This is a genomic window from Mixta intestinalis (assembly GCF_009914055.1).
Taxonomy (GTDB): Bacteria; Pseudomonadota; Gammaproteobacteria; order Enterobacterales; family Enterobacteriaceae; genus Mixta; species Mixta intestinalis.
Genome location: NZ_CP028271.1, coordinates 1,475,900 through 1,494,554 on the forward strand (window position 1 = coordinate 1,475,900; position 18,655 = coordinate 1,494,554).

Genomic DNA, 18,655 nt, shown 5'->3' on the forward strand with positions numbered 1-18,655 from the left:
TACGCAGTCCCGGCGGCGTTGGAAGATTACTGTCTGTTATATAATTTACTGTCTCACCTTTGTCGGTTCCTTTACACTGTTAATCTTGTTAAGCAAAAGTAAAAGGATAGATTATGTCTCAGACCGTTAATTTTCAGGGTAATCCGGTTAGCGTAGCAGGAGAATTCCCGCAGGCGGGCGAAAAAGCGCCTGCCTTTACGCTGGTGGCAAAAAACCTTTCTGACGTTTCTCTTTCCGACTATGCAGGAAAACGTAAGGTACTGAATATTTTTCCCAGTATCGATACCGGCGTTTGCGCCGCTTCAGTGCGCAAATTCAATCAACTGGCGGGCGAAATGGAGAACGCCGTCGTGCTGTGTATTTCTGCCGATCTGCCATTCGCGCAGTCGCGCTTTTGCGGCTCCGATGGGTTGTCTAACGTGGTGACGCTTTCCACCTTGCGCGGCGGCAACTTTAAGGAAGAGTATGGCGTTGCGATCGCTGATGGCCCGCTACAGGGGCTGACCGCGCGCGCCGTGGTAGTGCTGGATGAAAACGATACGGTACTCTACAGCCAGCTGGTAAATGAGATTACTACCGAGCCAGATTACGATGCCGCGCTGGCCGCGCTGAAGTAACCTGACCGATGCGGTTTCGCCCCCGTCAGGGGGCGCTATTCCTGATTACTTTTAAATATCAAAATTGCCTGTTCTGTTTCTTGTATTCAAAGCGGATGCCCGAAGCGCCCGCTCATCACGCCACGGTTTAGCTTTCGCTTTCCCCTTTTTTCTGGCTCAGGCCATATTCGCGCAGCTTATTGGCAATGGCGGTATGAGAAACGCCCAGTCGTTTTGCCAGTTTGCGCGTGCTGGGATAAGAAAGGTAAAGGCGCGTCAGCACCGAACGTTCAAAGCGGCTGGTGATCTCATCCAGCGAGCCTTCCATCGCCTGCTCATCCAGCGCCAGCTGCTCGGTAAACTCCGGCAGCATAATATCCTGCGGACGTAGCTCATAGCCATCCAGCTGCGCCAGCGCACGATAGAGCGCATTTTTCAGCTGACGCACGTTGCCCGGCCAGTTGTAACGCGTCAGAAACGCGTTGAGCTGCGGCGAAAGCCGGGGACGCGCCACACCCTGCTCATCGGCAAAGCGCGCCACGAACAGCTCGGTTAACGGCAAAATATCCTGAGGGCGATCGCGCAACGGCGGCAGGTTTAACGTCAGCACATTAAGGCGGTAAAAGAGATCTTCACGAAACTCACCGCGCTGCACCAGCTCGGTCAGATTACGCTGCGTGGCGCAAATAACCCGCACATTCACATGCACCTCATGCTCTTCTCCCACGCGGCGGAAAGTTCCGTCGTTAAGGAAGCGCAGCAGCTTAGTCTGCATCCGCGGTGACATTTCACCGATCTCATCCAGCAGCACCGAACCGCCGTTAGCCTGCTCGAAGAAACCTTTTTTACCTTCCAGCGCGTTGGGATAAGCCCCCGCCGCATGACCAAACAGCTCGCTTTCCGCCACATCATCCGGCAGCGAAGCGCAGTTGAGCGCCAGGAACGGCTGTTTACCACGTGCGCTGCGCAGATGGCAGGCGCGCGCCAGCATATCCTTGCCGGTGCCGGTATCGCCAACGATCAGCAGCGGCGCATCAAGCATCGCCAGCTTGCGCGCCTGCTCCACTACCTGACGCATTTTTGGGCTGACCGCAACAATATGCTGAAACTCGCTGTCATCGTTGACCGCCAGATTTTGCAGCTGGCGTCCCATGCGGGCGGTGGATTTGAGCATCACCATCGCCCCAACCGGCAGCGCGGCGCCCTCTTCTTCCGCCGCATAGACGGGACGCGCCTCCAGCAAAAAGTCGCGTCCCTGAATCACCACGCGCTGCGTCTGCGCCTCAATCCGCTCGCCTTCCAGCCAGCGGGTGAAGTTAAACCCACTGACCAGCGAAGCGATGGCGTAGTTACGAATTTTATGTTCATCGAGGTCAAACAGGCTTTGCGCTGCGGGGTTCGCCAGCTCCACCTTGCCTTTCATATCAATGGAAAAAACCGGCTCCGGCATCGCGGTCAGCAAGGCGCTAAGCGCCCGATGTTCACGCTCCGACGGCATATAAGAGATGGTGCGCACATCGGTAACGCCGGGAATACGACGTATTTCCGCCATTAGCTGACTGAACAGGTCAAAAGCGATAGCGGAAAAGTTAAGGTAGATACGACCGATCGGCGCAATTTCAATCCCCCGTAGATCGATACTGCGTTCTACCAGCAGATCGAGCAGCTCACGGGCGAGACCAATTCGGTCCTGACAAAAGACTTCCAAACGCATTGGGTAGGCCTTACTGAATTTGGTAACAGCGAATTATGAAATAATACGCCAACTTGCGATAAGCCAGAAGCGCTCTGTCAGGATAAGTTGACAGTACGCGGCGTTGGGCAAGAAGTGTAGCGGAAGCGTTATTGATAATCATGCGCTTCTGCCATTTTTTAGATGTTTATAACAAAATTTTTACTTAGACCAGAACAGCCGCTGGAGATGGTCCGCAAAAAAGCCCGATTTGTGCGCTTTGCGCCAGCGGGTAAACGTAGCGGCAGATTACTTTTCCATTTTGGCCGCTCGCGGTTGCAGGCTGCGCTTCAGCTGACCAATCAGCTCACGGCGAAAATCGCCCAGCTTCGGACGATCTTCCAGCCAGGGCAACGGGCGACACAACTCCATTGCTTTAATTCCCAACCGCGCGGTTAACAGCCCGGCACCGATGCCCTGGGCGGCACGTGCGGAAAGCCGCGCCGCCAGATCCTGCGACAGCCAGTCCATACCTACCTCGCGAACCAGCTCAGAAGCACCGGCAAACGCGATGTTCAGCAGCACCAGACGAAACAGGCGGATGCGGCTGAAATAGCCCAGCTGGATGCCGTACACGGCGGCGATACGGTTGATCATGCGCAGGTTGCGCCAGGCGATAAAGGCCATATCCACCAGCGCCAGCGGGCTGACGGCGATCATCAGCGTGGCTTCCGCTGCGTTGCGGCTAATTTCGGCGCGCGCCTGACGATCGAGCACCGGCTGCACCAGCTGCGCATAAAGCGTGACCACTTCCCGATCGTTATGGGTTTCATGCAGCGATGCCTGCCAGCGCTGTAGCGCCGGGTGTCCCAAATCGAGTCCCGCCTGCTGCGCCAGTTTTTCGCAAAAGGCTTTACCACGCCCGTTGTCGTGGCTGTGCAGCAGCTCGCGGCCTACATCCCGCTCTTCAGCTCGCTGACGCAGCTGCCAGAGATGACGCCATTCAGTAACCAATGCGCCGACGCCGGCCAGCACAATCAACAGCCCCGCTGCGCCTGCGCCCAGCGCAAACCACTGCTGCTGCTGCCAGGCATCCAGCGTCCACTGCACGCCCTGCGCTATCACGCTGGCGGCAAACAAGCCGATGCCTGCCGTAACCATGCGACGCCAGATGCTGCGCCGGGGACGTAACGCACGCTCGACCATCAGTTCATCACGCGGCGTTTCCACGTCGCTCTCCTCATCCTGACGCAGGATAAACTGGCTCTCATCCAGCGCATCAAAGCGCTGCGCCGGTTTTAGCACCTGCGCCGGCTCATTTTCCAGCGGTTGCGCAAAATCGATACGCGGTTTCAACGGCGGCTGATTCATCGCAATTTATCTCCCAGTAAAAATTCCAGCGCGGCGTCCATGCGGATATGCGGCAGTGGACGATCGACCTCCAGCATCTGTGGCCGGAACTGTTCAAAATGAAATCCCTGTGACTGCCAGAAAGCGTTACCCGGCAGGCGCGACGGTACGTCACCGGGAAAAACCGTCAGCGGCTCGCCGTCACCCAGCCGATGCCCGCGCAGCGCCGGTATTTTTTCGCCCTGGTGATCGACGATACCGCTCTGCGTCGCCTGCACCGAGGCCAGCCCGATACAGTCGATGTTATCCGTACCGATACCTTCAAAAGCCGCATTCTGTCGGGCATCCTGTACCAGCTGTTGAAGCAGCGACACCAGGTTGGCATGTTGATCGACGGTAATGTGATCCGCTTTGGTTGCGGCAAACAGCAGCTTATCGATGACCGGTGAAAACAGGCGGCGGAACAGCGTGCGTTGCCCGTAATGAAAACTTTGCATGAGCTGCGTCAGCGCTAACCGCATATCGTTAAACGCCTGCGGACCGCTGTTAAGCGGCTGCAGGCAATCCACCAGCACAATCTGGCGATCGAAGCCGAGGAAATGGTTTTTATAAAAGGCTTTAACGATGTGCTGGCAGTAATAATCGTAACGCTGACGCAGCATAGCGATAGTGCTGCCCTTATCCGCCTGTGCCAGGCGCGTTTCATCTGACATGCACTCCTGCGGCAAGGGGAAAAATTGTAGGGCCGGCGCACCGGCCATCTCACCGGGCAGCACAAAGCGCCCCGGCTGAATAAAGTGCAGCCCTTCCTGCTTGCAGCGCAACAATGAAGCGGTCCAGGCATCAGCGATAGCGGCCAGCTGATTTTCGTCTGCGGGTGCCAGCGGATCGAGCGTGGCGCAGAGCCGTCGCCAGTCGGCGGCCCACTCTGCACGATCTCCCTGCAACAGGCTGTTCATCTGCCGCGACCAGCTAAAGTAATCCTGTGCCAGCATCGGCAGATCGAGCAACCACTCGCCGGGATAATCCACGATCTCCAGCCAGAGCGTGGCGGTCTGTTTGAAATGGCGCAGCAGCGAATCCTGCGAGCGGAAACGCAGTGCCAGCTGCATTTCGCTAACGCCGCGCGTGGGCGTCGGCCAGGCGGGTGGATTGCCATACAGCTGGGCCAGCCCTTCATCATAGGTAAAACGCTGAATACCCATATCACGCTGCGGCACGCGTTTCACGCCCAGCAGCCGCTCTTCACGTACGACGGAAAAGAGCGGCAGCCGTGCTCCGGCGTGTACATTCAGCAGCTGATTAACCAGCGAGGTAATAAAGGCCGTTTTCCCGCTGCGGCTGAGGCCGGTTACCGCCAGGCGCAGGTGGCGATCCACGCCCCGGTTTACCCATGCCGCCAGTTCATGTTGAATTCGTTTCATCAGGTCTGTCCTTGCTGCGTTCATAATGTCAGGAAAAGGAAAACGCCCGACAAGCTGACCGTCAGTGTACTGTATTCATGAAGAAAACGGCTAACTGGCGACATCACACCTGATAAAGAGAAGACTCGCCGGTTAATGCGTCGGGGGACGCAGGCGGGAAGCAAGGCGGCTGGCGGCCTTTCTCAACAACGGCTCCAGCGTGAACGCGATCAGTAAACGCAGCGGCTTACGCGCTACGGATTTTATTGCCCAGCCGCTGATCCCGGCAGGTGCCAGCATCAGCCCATGGATCAGTAACTGTTTGCCTGCGCTTTTCAGCACCGGCGTTGCGCGATAAGCGCGTTGACGAAAATTCGACATACTTCTCCTCGGGGCTTAAAAGCAGGCCGGCGGGCGAACCCGGACCAGCCTGTTATCAAAGCTGACGAAAACGGCTACGGACGCTAAAGGTTTCTGAAGTTACGTAGCGTTCCAGCTGGCGCAGTTTGCTTTCGTTGCGCGCCATCTCATGGCTTAATGCATCCAGCAGCTCATCCGCTCGCGGTGGCGCAGCCTCCTCCTCAATGTATGAGGGCATCGGCTTTAGCACAAAACTGAGGATAATGTAGGCCAGCAGCGTCAGCATAAACAGGCCAAACACCATCGACAGCACCACAATGACCCGCACCAGGGTTACCGGGATATCCAGGTAGTGGGCAATCCCGGCGCAAACGCCTTTAATTTTTCCCTGTTGCGGAATACGCCACAATTTTTTATCGCTGAATCGGCTGTTACTCATGGCTGCCTCCATTCCGGGTGTTCTGCATCAAGAATCTCTTCCAGCGTCTGTATGCGCTCGCGCATGCGTTTGGCATCCTGCGTAAGCTGTTGCAGGCGCTGCATATCGCCGGAAGAGAGGCTGGCAGCGTTGTTCTGGCGATTGCTGTAGTGCAGCCACAGCCAGACCGGTGCCACAAACAGCACGAAAATAGTCAGTGGTATGGCAAGAAATAGTGAGCTCATTCTCTCTCCTTGAAGGTATCGCCCTTCGCGGGCAAAACGGCTAAATCAACAGCTGGCAGCGCCCTGCATAACAGCCAGGGCGTGCTTTTCACGCTTATTCGCTGCGGTTCATTTTTGCTTTCAACGCCGCCAGCTGCTCGCTGATGGCATCATCGGCTTTCAGCTCGGCGAACTGCTGATCCAGCGTTTTGCTTTTACCAAAGCGATGGCTTTCCGCTTCCGCTTCCATATGGTCGATACGACGCTCAAAAGATTCAAAACGCGCCATCGCATCATCCAGCTTACCGCTGTCCAGCTGACGGCGCACATCGCGGGAAGAAGAAGCCGCCTGATGACGCAGCGTTAATGCCTGCTGGCGAGCGCGGGTTTCAATCAGCTTTTTCTCCAGCTCGGCGATCTCGCCTTTCATACGCGCCAGCGTTTCATCAATCTGCGCCACTTCCTGTTGCAGCGAAGCGGTCAAATCGGTGAGTTTCTGTTTTTCGATCAGCGCAGAACGGGCCAGATCTTCTTTATCTTTGCGTAACGCCAGCTCCGCTTTTTCCTGCCACTCATTCTGCTGTAGCTGAGCCTGTTCGATACGGCGCAGCAGCTGCTTACGTTCCGCCAGCGCGCGGGCCGAGGTGGAGCGGACTTCAACCAGCGTATCTTCCATCTCCTGAATCATCAGGCGCACCATTTTTTGCGGATCTTCGGCTTTATCCAGCAGCGTGTTGATGTTGGCGTTCACGATGTCGGCGAAACGAGAAAAAATACCCATAATTAACTCCTCAATAGTTAGCGCTAATTGTCGCTTTCGCTTTATCCAATTCAAGTTACGTGCCAACTTTTAATTAGCTGAATTTAATGGATTTATAAAATTGACCTGACGGGCAACACATTGTAACTTAGTTTAAAACACTAACTTTTGGTCAATTTAATCATGGCAGAGTTTAACGAGAATCTGTTGGGCGAAGCGAATAGCTTCCTGGAAGTGCTGGAGCAGGTTTCTCGGCTCGCGCCGCTTAATAAGCCGGTTCTGGTGATTGGCGAACGCGGCACCGGTAAAGAGCTGATCGCCAGCCGTCTGCATTACCTGTCCGAACGCTGGCAGGGCCCCTTTATTTCGCTTAACTGCGCGGCGCTTAATGAGAACCTGCTCGACTCTGAGCTTTTTGGCCATGAGGCTGGGGCTTTTACCGGCGCGCGTCAGCGCCATCTGGGGCGTTTTGAGCGTGCCGATGGCGGCACATTATTTCTGGATGAGCTGGCGACAGCACCGATGCTGGTGCAGGAAAAACTGCTGCGCGTTATTGAATATGGTCAGCTGGAGCGCGTAGGCGGTAATCAGTCGTTACAGGTTAACGTGCGGCTGGTGTGTGCCACCCATGCCGATCTGCCGCAGCTGGCGCAGGAGGGAAAATTTCGCGCCGACCTGCTCGACAGGCTGGCATTTGACGTGGTGCAGCTACCGCCGCTGCGCGAGCGCTGCAGCGATATTCTGCTATTGGCCGATCATTTCGCGATTCAGATGTGCCGCGAGCTGGGCTTGCCGCTGTTTCCCGGCTTTTCCGCCGCCGCGAAACAGACGTTGCTGGATTATGCCTGGCCGGGCAATATTCGTGAGTTAAAGAACGTGGTGGAACGCTCCGTTTATCGTCACGCTACCGCTGATAACGAACTGGATAATATCATTATCAATCCGTTTGTCCGCCGCCCACAGACCGTAGTACCTGAGGACAAAGCAGCGTCATCAGACGCCCTTCCCGCCCTACCGTTGGATCTCCGCCTCTGGCAGCAGCAGCAGGAAAAAGCGTTGATGAAAAAAAGCCTGCAACAGGCACAACATAATCAACGGCGCGCCGCTGAACTGTTAGGAATTACCTATCATCAGTGGCGCGCAATGCTGAAAAAACATGACCTGACGCCGCGCCAGAGGGGTTAACGTGCTATGGCAGTTTTCACCGGCACTTTATCTCCTTTCGCCTTAAATAAGGCGTTTAGCGGTGATTCGACAAAGCGCCAACAGAGGATTCCACCTATAACTGAACCTGACAACAGTAATAAAGTAAACCACCAGGTATGATGAGCAAAATGCAATTTTTTCGCGATTACTGCGCCGGCAGCCACAGTAAAAGCATGAACCAGATAAAGAGAGTATGAAGATTCACCAATTAAAATTAACAAATCTTTGCCCCAAAACGCACTGCTTTTGAAGAAATCCTCCAGCCCAACAAAACCAGAAAAGATAAAGAACATTGGTACACCACCACTGACTAATCGGCCTGCCACACTTTGATATACGCCAGTTTCATTTTGAATAACTAAGAGAAGAATACCAAGCGTTAGTAACGCAAAGCAGACGCGCCTGGATAGTGTCATACGCTTTAAAATATAAAAAGCAACCATTCCAAGAATAAATTCCAGCATAATAAATTTGGTAATGAATTTAAGGGATGGATTATCAGGCTGGAAAAAGAACCCCAACAATACTAAACATAATAATACTAATGATACGGCTAAAATACGCTTGCCTGCACTGTTAAACATTAAACCAGCTGCAAATATGAAATAAAAAGCAAACTCATAACTAAGCGTCCATCCATTATTAACTAAAAGTTTCTTTCCTAAAGGAAACAGCGTCCATGAAGAAATAATACTGGTTTCGCCACCTGAGCTGTTTACCATTGAAGGGGCAATGATGTAGATAATCAGCGCAACGCCTGTAATAGCCCAGTAGAGCGGTATAATCCTTTTGAATCGTCTGCTTATAAACTGACCAAAATTGCATTTTTTACCGTCAGTTGTATAGCACATAATATAGCCGGAAATAATAAAAAACAGATCAACGCCAAATTGCCCAACATGGAAGAAACCTAAAGCACCATTATGATACTGCTCTCCCTTAATAGCGATATGATGCATTACAACCATTAATGCTGCCACAGCGCGCAAAACCTGAACTGAAACTATCATTATTTACCTATAATAAAATTAATTGACACATCAGCGAAATGATGTCAACCGGCTTAATCCTTACAGGAAAAAAAGCAGATATAAGTTAATAATGATTTTACAAATCAGATGAATCAAGTTCTGTATGGAAACTTAATACCATTAATTTAGTTCACAATACCCGCGTGACAAAACTAATGAAGAAAATGGAATTGTTTATAAAAAAGAATGGCGATCTACCCACCGATCGCCATACCCACTGTTTTTATAAAACCGTTCATGCAAAGGCAAGTAAAATAATCAGCTGCCGCGATAGGTTGAAAAACCGTACTGGCTCAGCAACAGCGGGATATGGTAGTGCTCCTGCGTGTTGCTAACCTGGAAGTTCACCGGTACATCCGGGAAGAAGGTTTCTTTTTGCTGGCTGTGGAAATAGTCGCCGGTATGGAAGGTCACGCGGTACTGCCCGGCACTAAAATTTTTGCCATCGGGGTAGAAAGCGGCAATACGCCCGTCGGCATCGGTCGTTTTACTGGCCAGACGTACCCACTTATCGCCCTGCTGCTGCTCCAGGTCTACCTTGACGCCCTGTGACGGTTTACCAGTCTGGGTATTTAATACGTGTACGCTAATCGGGTTACGCGGTGCCTCTGCGGCAGCATGACCCATTACGCCCATTCCAGCCAGCAACAGTACGGTTTGAATTTTCATTGTCTTCTCCTTTTTGTTTACGTCCTTAGAGACTAAACGCTGATCGGCAGAAGATCAGGAAAAGCGGATCAGATCTGAAATTTCCCAGAACGTCAGACAAAAAAAAAGCCCGCATCGGCGGGCAAGTAAATACTGGAAGCAATGTGAGCAATGTCGTGCCTTCTCCGGTAGAGCCACCTTTGAAGCGCGCAGTAATAGTAATCATTCTCAGTATCGTTTGTAAAGTCATTTAATGAGAATATTTCTCATTCCCATACTATCACCGTGGCTGTTTTCCTGCTGACAACGCAGAACGGTGGAAAAAACAGCGGCCACCCCGGCAAACTTTGGGACAACTTGCAGAGTGCGATACACTCTGCCTGTCTACCCTTAAACGTTAACCTTCTATGCTAAAAATTTTATCCAGGCTGTTGTCCGGCTGTCTGCTGCTCGGTACGGCGGCCCACGCTGCACCGCCAGAAGATATTCGTAACGGCGGCTTCGTCTACTGTGTCAGCGGCGTCATGAATACCTTCAATCCGCAGCTTGCCAGCAGCGGCCTGGTGGTTGATACGCTCTCCGCGCAGCTTTATGACCGCCTGCTGGATGTCGATCCCTATACCTATCGGCTGATTCCTGAACTGGCGGAACGCTGGGAAACGCTGGATAACGGCGCGACTTACCGCTTTCACCTGCGCCATCGCGTTCCCTTCCAGAAAACCGCCTGGTTTACGCCCAGCCGCACCATGAATGCTGATGATGTGGTTTTCAGCTTCGCCCGTATTTTTGATCGCCATCATCCCTGGCACGATATTAATGGCGGCAGCTACCCCTACTTTGACAGCCTGCAATATGCCGATGCGGTAAAGAGCGTTAAAAAGATTAATAACGACACCGTTGAGATCCGCCTGAAAAGCCCGGACGCCTCCTTTTTGTGGCATCTGGCGACGCACTACGCACCGGTACTGTCAGCAGAATATGCACAGCAGCTGGCGGCACGCGATCGTCAGGAAGTACTGGATCGGCAGCCGGTCGGCACCGGCCCGTTTATGCTGAACGAATATCGCGCTGGCCAGTATGTTCGCCTGGCGCGTAATCCCGACTACTGGAAAGGTTTGCCGCGCATGCCGCAGGTAGTCATCGATATGGGCGCAGGCGGCACCGGCAGATTATCGAAACTGTTGACCGGCGAGTGCGATGTGCTGGCCTATCCGGCAGCCAGTCAGCTGACTATTTTGCGCGATGACCCGCGCCTGCGACTGACGCTGCGTCCCGGTATGAACATCGCTTACCTGGCGTTTAATACCCGCAAAGCGCCGCTCGATCGCGTTGAGGTACGTCAGGCGCTGGCGCTGGCGATCAATAACGAACGTCTGATGGAATCAATTTATTACGGCACGGCGGAAACCGCAGCGTCGGTGCTGCCACGCGCCTCCTGGGCCTATGACAACGCCGCGCGTATTACCGAATACAATCCGGATAAAGCGCGGGAGCAGCTGAAAAAACTGGGGCTGGAAAAAATGGAACTGACCCTGTGGGTGCCCTCCGCCTCACAGTCCTGGAATCCCAGCCCGCTTAAAACCGCCGAACTGATTCAGGCCGATCTGGCGCAGGTGGGCGTACGCGTAACCATTGTGTCGGTGGAAGGCCGCTTTCAGGAAGCGCGTTTAATGGAGATGAATCACGATCTGACGCTGACCGGCTGGGCCACCGACAGTAACGATCCGGACAGTTTTTTCCGCCCGCTGCTCAGCTGCGCTGCGATTAATTCTCAGACTAACTACGCGCACTGGTGCAATACTGAATTTGATACTGAGCTGCAACAGGCGCTGCTGTCACAACAGCTGGCAGCACGCATCGAGCGTTACGATCGGGCCCAGCAGATCCTGGCTCGTGAACTTCCTGTGTTGCCGCTGGCCTCTTCACTGCGCCTGCAGGCCTACCGGCACGATATCCAGGGTCTGGTGTTAAGCCCGTTTGGCAATGCATCTTTTGCCGGGGTGCATCGCGATAACGGCGAGGAGTCAAAACCGTGATTATCTATACGCTGCGTCGCCTGGTTCTGCTGCTGGTTACGCTGATTATGCTGACGCTGGTGGCCTTCAGCCTGAGCTATTTTACTCCGCATGCGCCGTTGCAGGGTGCCTCCCTGCTGGATGCCTGGTGGTTCTGGTTTGATGGCGTGCTGCATCTTGATTTTGGCGTTTCCAGCATTAACGGCCAGTCGATCAACCTGCAACTGCGTGATGTATTTCCGGCCACGCTGGAACTCTGTATTCTGGCGTTCGCGCTGGCGCTGCTGTTAGGCATTCCGCTAGGTATTATTGCGGGCGTGACGCGCAATAAGTGGCAGGATCGCGCCATTGGTGCCTTCTCTCTGCTCGGTTTTTCCATGCCGGTCTTCTGGCTGGCGCTGCTGCTGACGCTGTTTTTCTCGCTCAACCTCGGCTGGTTGCCGGTCAGCGGTCGTATCGATCTGCTTTATCAGCTTAAGTCGGTAACCGGTTTTGCGCTGGTTGACGCGCTGCTCAGCGACTCCCCGTGGCGCAATGAGATGATTGTCAGCGTGATAATGCATATGATCCTGCCGGTCACCGTGCTGGCGGTCGGCCCCACTACCGAGATTATCCGCCTGCTGCGCAACAGCACCAGCGATGTGATCGATAAAAACTATGTTAAAGCTGCCGCTACGCGCGGTCTGTCGCGTTTTACGGTCATTCGTCGTCACGTTCTGCATAATGCGCTGCCGCCGGTAATTCCACGTCTTGGCCTGCAATTTTCCACCATGCTGACGCTGGCGATGATCACTGAAGTGGTGTTCAGTTGGCCAGGTCTGGGCCGCTGGCTGATTAACGCCATCCGCCAGCAGGATTACGCGGCGATCTCCGCTGGCGTGATGGTGGTCGGCAGCCTGGTGATCGTCGTCAATATAATATCCGATATTCTGGGCGCGATAATGTCCCCGCTGAAACATAAGGAATGGTATGCCCTCCGATAATATCTACGCCGAGAAGCGGCTACCCAGTCCCTTTCGCTATACCTGGCGTCTGTTTTATCACGATACCAGCGCAATGGTCGGCTTCTACGGTTTTATCGCCCTGCTGCTGCTTTGCCTGTTCGGCGGCTGGCTGGCTCCTTATGGCCTGGATCAGCAGTTCCTCGGCTATCAGCTGCTACCGCCCTCCTGGTCGCGCTATGGCGACGTCTCTTTTTTCCTCGGAACCGACGATCTGGGGCGCGATGTGCTGAGCCGTCTGCTGAGCGGCACGGCGCCGACCGTCGGTTCCGCTCTGCTGGTGACGCTGGCGGCGGGGCTGTGCGCAGTGGTGCTCGGCGTGCTGGCAGGTATTACGCACGGCCTGCGTTCGGCGGTGATGAATCATATTCTCGATACGCTGCTGTCGATCCCTTCGCTGCTGCTGGCGATCGTGGTGGTGGCTTTTATCGGTCCACGGCTGGAACATGCGCTGCTGGCGGTCTGGCTGGCGCTGTTGCCGCGGCTGGTACGCGCCATTTATACCGCCGTACACGATGAGCTGGAAAAAGATTATATCGTTGCGGCACGGCTGGACGGTGCCAGCAACGCGGGCATTCTGCGCTACGCAATTCTGCCGAATATTCTGCCACTGCTGGTCAGCGAATTTACCCGTGCGCTGTCAATGGCGATTCTCGATATCGCCGCGCTGGGCTTTCTCGATCTCGGTGCACAGCTGCCCTCGCCGGAATGGGGCGCGATGCTGGGCGACGCGCTCGAACTGATCTACGTGGCGCCCTGGACAGTGATGCTACCCGGCGCGGCAATTATGCTGAGCGTATTAATTATCAACCTGTTGGGCGACGGGATTCGCCGCGCCATTGTGGCAGGAGTGGAATAATGCCGTTACTCGATATTCGTAACCTTACCATTGAGTTTATGACCGCCGACGGCCCGGTTAAGGCGGTCGATCGCGTTAACCTGACGCTGAATGAAGGTGAAATTCGCGGTTTGGTGGGGGAGTCTGGCTCTGGTAAAAGCTTGATTGCTAAAGCGATCTGCGGCGTGACCAAAGATAACTGGCGCGTCAGCGCCGATCGGATGCGCTTCGATGATATCGATCTGCTGCGCCTGTCGCCGCGTGAGCGCCGCCGTATCGTCGGTCATAACGTATCGATGATTTTTCAGGAGCCGCAATCCTGCCTCGATCCCTCCGAAAGCATCGGGCGTCAGCTGATTCAGGCGATACCCGGCTGGACCTGGAAGGGACGCTGGTATCAACGCTTTCGCTGGCGTCACGCGCGCGCAGTGGAACTGCTGCATCGCGTGGGCATTAAAGATCATAAAGATATCATGCGCAGCTATCCCTATGAGCTGACCGAAGGGGAATGTCAGAAGGTGATGATCGCCATTGCGCTGGCGAACCAGCCGCGCCTGCTGATTGCCGATGAGCCAACTAACGCCATGGAGCCAACCACCCAGGCACAGATTTTCCGCCTGTTAAGCCGCCTCAACCAGAACAACAACACCACTATTCTGTTGATTAGCCACGATCTGCGCACCATGAGCCAGTGGGCCAACCGCATCAACGTGCTCTACTGTGGGCAAACAGTGGAAACGGCCGCCAGCAGCGATCTGATCGCCACGCCGCATCACCCCTATACTCAGGCGCTGATCCGCGCGATGCCCGACTTCGGCAGCGCGTTGCCGCATAAAAGCCGCCTGAATACGCTACCGGGGGCGATTCCTTCGCTGGAGCATCTGCCGATCGGCTGCCGTCTTGGCCCACGCTGCCCCTACGCGCAGAAAAAATGTATTGAGACACCGCGTCTGGCCGGCTCGAAAAACCACCTTTACGCCTGCCACTTTCCGTTAAATATGGAGAACGCCTGATGGTCGAAACCCTGCTGGAAGTGCGCAACCTCAGCAAAACCTGGCGCTACCGTACCGGCCTGTTCCGCCGTCAGCACGTTGAGGCGGTCAAATCGGTCAGCTTTACCCTGCGTGAACGTCAGACGCTGGCGATTATCGGTGAAAACGGTTCCGGTAAATCGACGCTGGCAAAGATGCTCAGCGGCATGGTTGAACCCAGCGCTGGGGAAATCGTGATTAACGATCGCCCGCTTCACTATGGCGATTATGGCTTTCGCAGCAAGTTAATCCGCATGATATTTCAGGATCCCTCCACCGCGCTGAATCCTCGCCAGCGTATCGGACATATTCTTGATTTCCCCCTGCGCCTGAACAGCGAGCTGGATGCCGCCGCACGTGAAAAACGCATTAATGCCACGCTGCGTCAGGTGGGCCTGCTGCCCGACCACGCCGCTTACTATCCGCATATGCTGGCTCCGGGCCAGAAGCAGCGCGTCGGCCTGGCGCGGGCGCTGATTTTGCAGCCGAAAGTGATTATCGCCGATGAAGCGATGGCCTCGCTCGATATGTCGATGCGCTCGCAGCTGGTAAATCTGCTGCTGGAGCTTCAGGATAAGCATGGCCTCTCCTATATATTCGTTACCCAGCATCTCGGCATGATGAAACATATCAGCGATCAGGTGCTGGTGATGAGCCACGGCGAAGTGGTGGAACGCGGCGGAACGGCGGACGTACTGGCGGCACCGCTGCATAACCTGACCCGTCGCATGATCGCCAGCCACTTCGGTGAGGCGCTAACAGCGGATGCCTGGCGTCGCGATCCGCCGGCTTAAGTACGCCGAACAGGATGCTTTTCTTCAACCGACAGGTCGGATTAACGCTATCCGCAGACTCGTGCTAGAATCGCCGGGTCGATTAACGCGGTCGCGCATTTTTTGAGCTTTGCGGCCGCCAACAACAATGACCAAAAGGATTACAGCTATGGGTTTTCTTTCCGGTAAGCGCATTCTGATTACTGGCGTTGCCAGTAAACTCTCCATCGCCTGGGGTATTGCACAGGCGATGCACAAACAGGGCGCAGAGCTGGCTTTCACCTATCAGAACGATAAACTGAAAGGCCGCGTAGAAGAGTTCGCGAAAGACCTGGGTTCCGATATCGTGCTGCCCTGTGACGTTGCTGAAGATGAGAGCATCAAAGCGCTGTTTACTGAACTGGCAAAAACCTGGCCTAAGTTTGACGGTTTCGTTCACTCCATCGGCTTCGCCCCCGGCGATCAGCTGGATGGTGACTACGTTAATGCCGTTACCCGCGAAGGATTTAAAATCGCACATGACATCAGCGCCTACAGCTTTGTGGCGATGGCAAAAGAGTGCCGCGCTATGCTGAACCCGAATTCAGCGCTGCTGACGCTCTCTTACCTGGGCGCAGAACGCGCTATCCCGAACTATAACGTGATGGGTCTGGCGAAAGCGTCTCTGGAAGCAAACGTACGTTACATGGCGAACGCCATGGGCCCGGAAGGCGTGCGAGTTAACGCCGTATCTGCCGGTCCGATCCGTACGCTGGCTGCTTCCGGCATCAAAGACTTCCGTAAAATGCTGGCGCATTGCGAAGCGGTAACGCCGATTCGCCGTACCGTGACCATTGAAGATGTGGGTAACTCCGCCGCATTCCTCTGTTCCGATCTGGCTGGTGGTATCACCGGTGAAGTGGTTCACGTTGACGGCGGCTTCAGCATCGCTGCCATGAACGAACTGGAACTGAAATAAGATTTTGCCGGGTGCGGTATCTACCGCGCCCATTTTTCTTCCCGCCTGCGCTTTTCTGCTGACGTTATAGCTTTCTGCTATTTGTTATCGCTGAACATTCTTTGATGCTGCCTTTCGCTTGTTGCACGATAGCCTGCCACTTTGACCCGAATTTATGGCGTTTTCTTCTGCGCTTACGTTGTTGGGTTTGCTCACTTGTGAAAGGAAGGATCATGGAACCACGCCGTTACGCTGGCAACAGCCACTGGTATCATGAAACCCAGGCCAGCTATCGCGCCGGGCAGGCGCCTCCGCTTTACCCCGAAGCGGCTGACGTTGAGGACCGATTTTTACTGGGTCTGCAACAAAACGGCGATGAACTGACACCGCTGTTTAAGCGCTTTGCGCCAACGCTACAGGCAGGTCAGCGGCTCAGTCTGCTGCTGTTGCCGCACGCTGTCACTACCACGCTGACCCAGACGCTCACCCTGTATGACCGTTTATCCAGCGCCCTGACCGTGGCACAGGTAACGGGCGTGCAACGTCTGTGTAATCACTACGCCGCACGACTTAATCCCCTGCCCGGCCCTGACTCTTCACGCGAAAGTAATAACCGGCTCACCCAGATGACGCAATTTGCGCGCCAGCTCGCCAGCTCGCCGGCGGTAATTGATGCTGCGGCGCTGCGGCGGCTTGACGATGTCGGTTTAACCACGCCAGATATTATCAGCCTCGGTCAGATAATTGGTTTTGTCAGCTATCAGGCACGCGTCGTATCGGGCATCCAGGCACTGCTGCGTCTACCGGTTCGCTGGCTACCGGGGTTGAATAATATGACCGATGCAGAAGCGCAGCGTTTTTCGGCGCAGCCAAAATTGCCTGCTCGCCTGCCTTTGCTGGAGCGTCGTTATGCCAGCGATCGTCAGCTTATGGTAATAGACAAAGCAGGAGGAAACGTCGATTTGGCGGAGATCGTCTGGCTGCTTGCCTGGGATACGGCAGCGCTGGAAGCGCGTAACACCCTGCAAACTACGCTGCCAGCCGCTTCCACCGAAGAGAAGCTGGCACAGGCGGTCGCAGCGCGTATTAACGGCAGCCAGCCCTGTCTGGATCGCTACGATGGGCCGTGGCAATCGGCGCTGCGTCAAAGTATTGATGCCGCGCTGAGCGCCAGCCATCGCCAGCCGCGCCTGCAGGCGATTATTACCTTTGCCGCACAGCTGACGCGTACGCCGGACCGCCTCAGCGCAGCCCAGATCCAGCCGTTGCTGGATCTGGGCCTGACGCAGGCCGAGATTTTTTCCTTAATACAATCTGTCGCGCTGGCTGGCTGGAATAATCGCCTGATGCAGACGCTGCTTGGCGATTAGGCCTCACTGAGGATACGCCGCACCTCGTCAAAAAAGTGTTGCGACAGCGGTGTGGCCCTCCCCGGCTCGGCGATGACGACCGCCGCATGACGCGCCATCGGTGCAATTGCCAGCGGGCGATGATGCAAGTCAGGGTTCATTTCAGGTAACAGATGTCCTGCCGGTGCGATCAGGCAGCCTAAACCTACCTGCACGCCCTGTAGCAGCTGAAAAATCGAGGTGCTTTCCAGAATCACCCGCTGCGTTACTCCCGCTTCGCGAAAGCTGGCGTCCAGGTAACGTCGAAAATAGCGGGTAGGCTCCGCCAGACAGAGCGGTAGCGTGGCGATATCCCCCATACGCAGCTGCTCGAGCTCATCCAGCTGAGGGAAATGATCGGGGTGATAGACCAGCTCAACGCCATTATCTGTTAAGGATTCTGCCTGAAAATGCAGTTCACGCAGCGTAGCCAGTTCGAAAAAGCCGATGCCGACATCCACCGTATGGCTGGTTAACGCTTCCAGCAGCTGATCGGCGCTAAGCACGGCCACACGGTAATCGAGCTGCGGATAACGATTGCTGACCATTTTCAGCAGTAGCGGCAGCGATACGCTGCATTGCGGCACCACACCGATACGCAGCGTGCCGTTTACGCCATGCTTTAGCGACTCGACCTCCAGCTTCAGGCCCTGGTAGACGGAAACAATTTCACGTGCCCAGGCCAGCACCCTTTCTCCTTCAGCGGTAAAGCCATCAAAGTTATTGCTGCGGTTAATCAAAGACAGGCCCAGTTCACGCTCCAGGTTTTTCAGGCGCATGGACAGCGTCGGCTGGCTAACGAAGCTGGCTTCTGCCGCACGCCCGAAATGACGTTCTCGCTCCAGATTACACAGGTAAATAAGCTGTTTTATATCCATAGTTATTATAATTCAACCAGTTAAGATAGATAAAATCCTGGCACATGAAGATGATGTACTGGCAGGCATGCTGGCGAAAAATCTACCATGCCAGCCTGATTGTTATCGCTTGAGTAAAAGGGGCTG

The 18,655-nt window shown here is 54.8% G+C and carries 19 protein-coding genes; 9 read left to right on the forward strand and 10 right to left on the reverse strand.

The window, feature by feature from the left end; genetic code table 11:
* Positions 1–113 precede the first annotated feature (113 nt).
* Positions 114–617, forward strand: a complete 504-nt coding sequence (gene tpx / locus C7M51_RS06890) for a thiol peroxidase (RefSeq protein WP_160621106.1) — start codon at positions 114–116, stop codon at positions 615–617.
* A gap of 127 nt (positions 618–744) precedes the next feature.
* Here the strand turns inward: tpx and tyrR are convergent, their stop codons facing one another.
* From tyrR to pspA, 7 genes are all read right to left on the reverse strand, one after another.
* Positions 745–2,310 carry a transcriptional regulator TyrR gene (gene tyrR, locus C7M51_RS06895; RefSeq protein WP_160621107.1) on the reverse strand — a complete coding sequence of 522 codons (1,566 nt, stop codon included), beginning with the start codon at positions 2,308–2,310 and terminating at the stop codon, positions 745–747.
* A 267-nt stretch (positions 2,311–2,577) separates the two neighbouring features.
* Complete coding sequence (locus C7M51_RS06900; protein WP_160621108.1) at positions 2,578–3,639, reverse strand: YcjF family protein; 1,062 nt, start codon at positions 3,637–3,639, stop codon at positions 2,578–2,580.
* Positions 3,636–5,042 carry a YcjX family GTP-binding protein gene (locus C7M51_RS06905; RefSeq protein ID WP_160621109.1) on the reverse strand — a complete coding sequence of 469 codons (1,407 nt, stop codon included), beginning with the start codon at positions 5,040–5,042 and terminating at the stop codon, positions 3,636–3,638. Before C7M51_RS06905 ends, C7M51_RS06900 begins: the two co-directional genes overlap by 4 nt.
* 132 nt (positions 5,043–5,174) lie before the next feature.
* Entirely contained in the window at positions 5,175–5,402 is a 228-nt protein-coding gene (pspD, locus tag C7M51_RS06910; protein WP_160621110.1) for a phage shock protein PspD, read from the reverse strand.
* Positions 5,403–5,457: 55 nt separating this feature from the next.
* Entirely contained in the window at positions 5,458–5,820 is a 363-nt protein-coding gene (gene pspC / locus C7M51_RS06915) for an envelope stress response membrane protein PspC (protein WP_160621111.1), read from the reverse strand.
* Positions 5,817–6,044: an envelope stress response membrane protein PspB gene (gene pspB / locus C7M51_RS06920; protein ID WP_160621112.1), complete on the reverse strand. Its 228-nt coding sequence runs from the start codon at positions 6,042–6,044 to the stop codon at positions 5,817–5,819. Before pspB ends, pspC begins: the two co-directional genes overlap by 4 nt.
* Positions 6,045–6,138: 94 nt before the next feature.
* The gene (pspA, locus tag C7M51_RS06925) at positions 6,139–6,804 is read right to left on the reverse strand and encodes a phage shock protein PspA (protein WP_160621113.1); all 666 of its coding nucleotides are present in this window, start codon (positions 6,802–6,804) and stop codon (positions 6,139–6,141) included.
* Positions 6,805–6,966: 162 nt separating this feature from the next.
* Between pspA and pspF the strand changes: the two genes are divergently transcribed.
* The gene (gene pspF, locus C7M51_RS06930; RefSeq protein ID WP_208852121.1) at positions 6,967–7,968 is read left to right on the forward strand and encodes a phage shock protein operon transcriptional activator; all 1,002 of its coding nucleotides are present in this window, start codon (positions 6,967–6,969) and stop codon (positions 7,966–7,968) included.
* On the opposite strand, the gene C7M51_RS06935 is transcribed toward pspF, so the two are convergent.
* On the reverse strand, positions 7,965–8,999 hold the full coding sequence (locus tag C7M51_RS06935; RefSeq protein ID WP_280116110.1) for an acyltransferase family protein: 1,035 nt from the start codon (positions 8,997–8,999) through the stop codon (positions 7,965–7,967). The genes pspF and C7M51_RS06935 overlap by 4 nt on opposite strands.
* Positions 9,000–9,278: 279 nt before the next feature.
* Entirely contained in the window at positions 9,279–9,689 is a 411-nt protein-coding gene (gene uraH / locus C7M51_RS06940) for a hydroxyisourate hydrolase (RefSeq protein ID WP_160621115.1), read from the reverse strand.
* A gap of 386 nt (positions 9,690–10,075) precedes the next feature.
* Here uraH and sapA point away from each other — a divergent pair, with 386 nt between their 5' ends.
* The 7 genes from sapA to C7M51_RS06975 all read left to right on the forward strand — a co-directional run bounded on the left by sapA (position 10,076) and on the right by C7M51_RS06975 (position 17,633).
* Complete coding sequence (gene sapA / locus C7M51_RS06945; protein ID WP_160621116.1) at positions 10,076–11,704, forward strand: ABC transporter substrate-binding protein SapA; 1,629 nt, start codon at positions 10,076–10,078, stop codon at positions 11,702–11,704.
* On the forward strand, positions 11,701–12,666 hold the full coding sequence (gene sapB / locus C7M51_RS06950) for a putrescine export ABC transporter permease SapB (protein WP_160621117.1): 966 nt from the start codon (positions 11,701–11,703) through the stop codon (positions 12,664–12,666). The genes sapA and sapB overlap by 4 nt, the downstream gene beginning before the upstream one ends.
* A complete protein-coding gene (sapC, locus tag C7M51_RS06955) occupies positions 12,653–13,543 on the forward strand; it encodes a putrescine export ABC transporter permease SapC (RefSeq protein WP_160621118.1) in 891 nt (296 codons plus the stop codon). The genes sapB and sapC overlap by 14 nt, the downstream gene beginning before the upstream one ends.
* Entirely contained in the window at positions 13,543–14,535 is a 993-nt protein-coding gene (sapD, locus tag C7M51_RS06960; protein WP_160621119.1) for a putrescine export ABC transporter ATP-binding protein SapD, read from the forward strand. The genes sapC and sapD overlap by 1 nt, the downstream gene beginning before the upstream one ends.
* Positions 14,535–15,347 carry a putrescine export ABC transporter ATP-binding protein SapF gene (gene sapF / locus C7M51_RS06965; RefSeq protein WP_160621120.1) on the forward strand — a complete coding sequence of 271 codons (813 nt, stop codon included), beginning with the start codon at positions 14,535–14,537 and terminating at the stop codon, positions 15,345–15,347. The genes sapD and sapF overlap by 1 nt, the downstream gene beginning before the upstream one ends.
* Positions 15,348–15,495: 148 nt before the next feature.
* Positions 15,496–16,284, forward strand: coding sequence for an enoyl-ACP reductase FabI (gene fabI / locus C7M51_RS06970; RefSeq protein ID WP_160621121.1), 789 nt, complete (start codon positions 15,496–15,498; stop codon positions 16,282–16,284).
* A 212-nt stretch (positions 16,285–16,496) separates the two neighbouring features.
* A complete protein-coding gene (locus C7M51_RS06975; RefSeq protein ID WP_160621122.1) occupies positions 16,497–17,633 on the forward strand; it encodes a CMD domain-containing protein in 1,137 nt (378 codons plus the stop codon).
* On the opposite strand, the gene C7M51_RS06980 is transcribed toward C7M51_RS06975, so the two are convergent.
* Positions 17,630–18,529: a LysR family transcriptional regulator gene (locus tag C7M51_RS06980; protein ID WP_160621123.1), complete on the reverse strand. Its 900-nt coding sequence runs from the start codon at positions 18,527–18,529 to the stop codon at positions 17,630–17,632. The genes C7M51_RS06975 and C7M51_RS06980 overlap by 4 nt on opposite strands.
* Between the last annotated feature and the right edge of the window lie 126 nt (positions 18,530–18,655).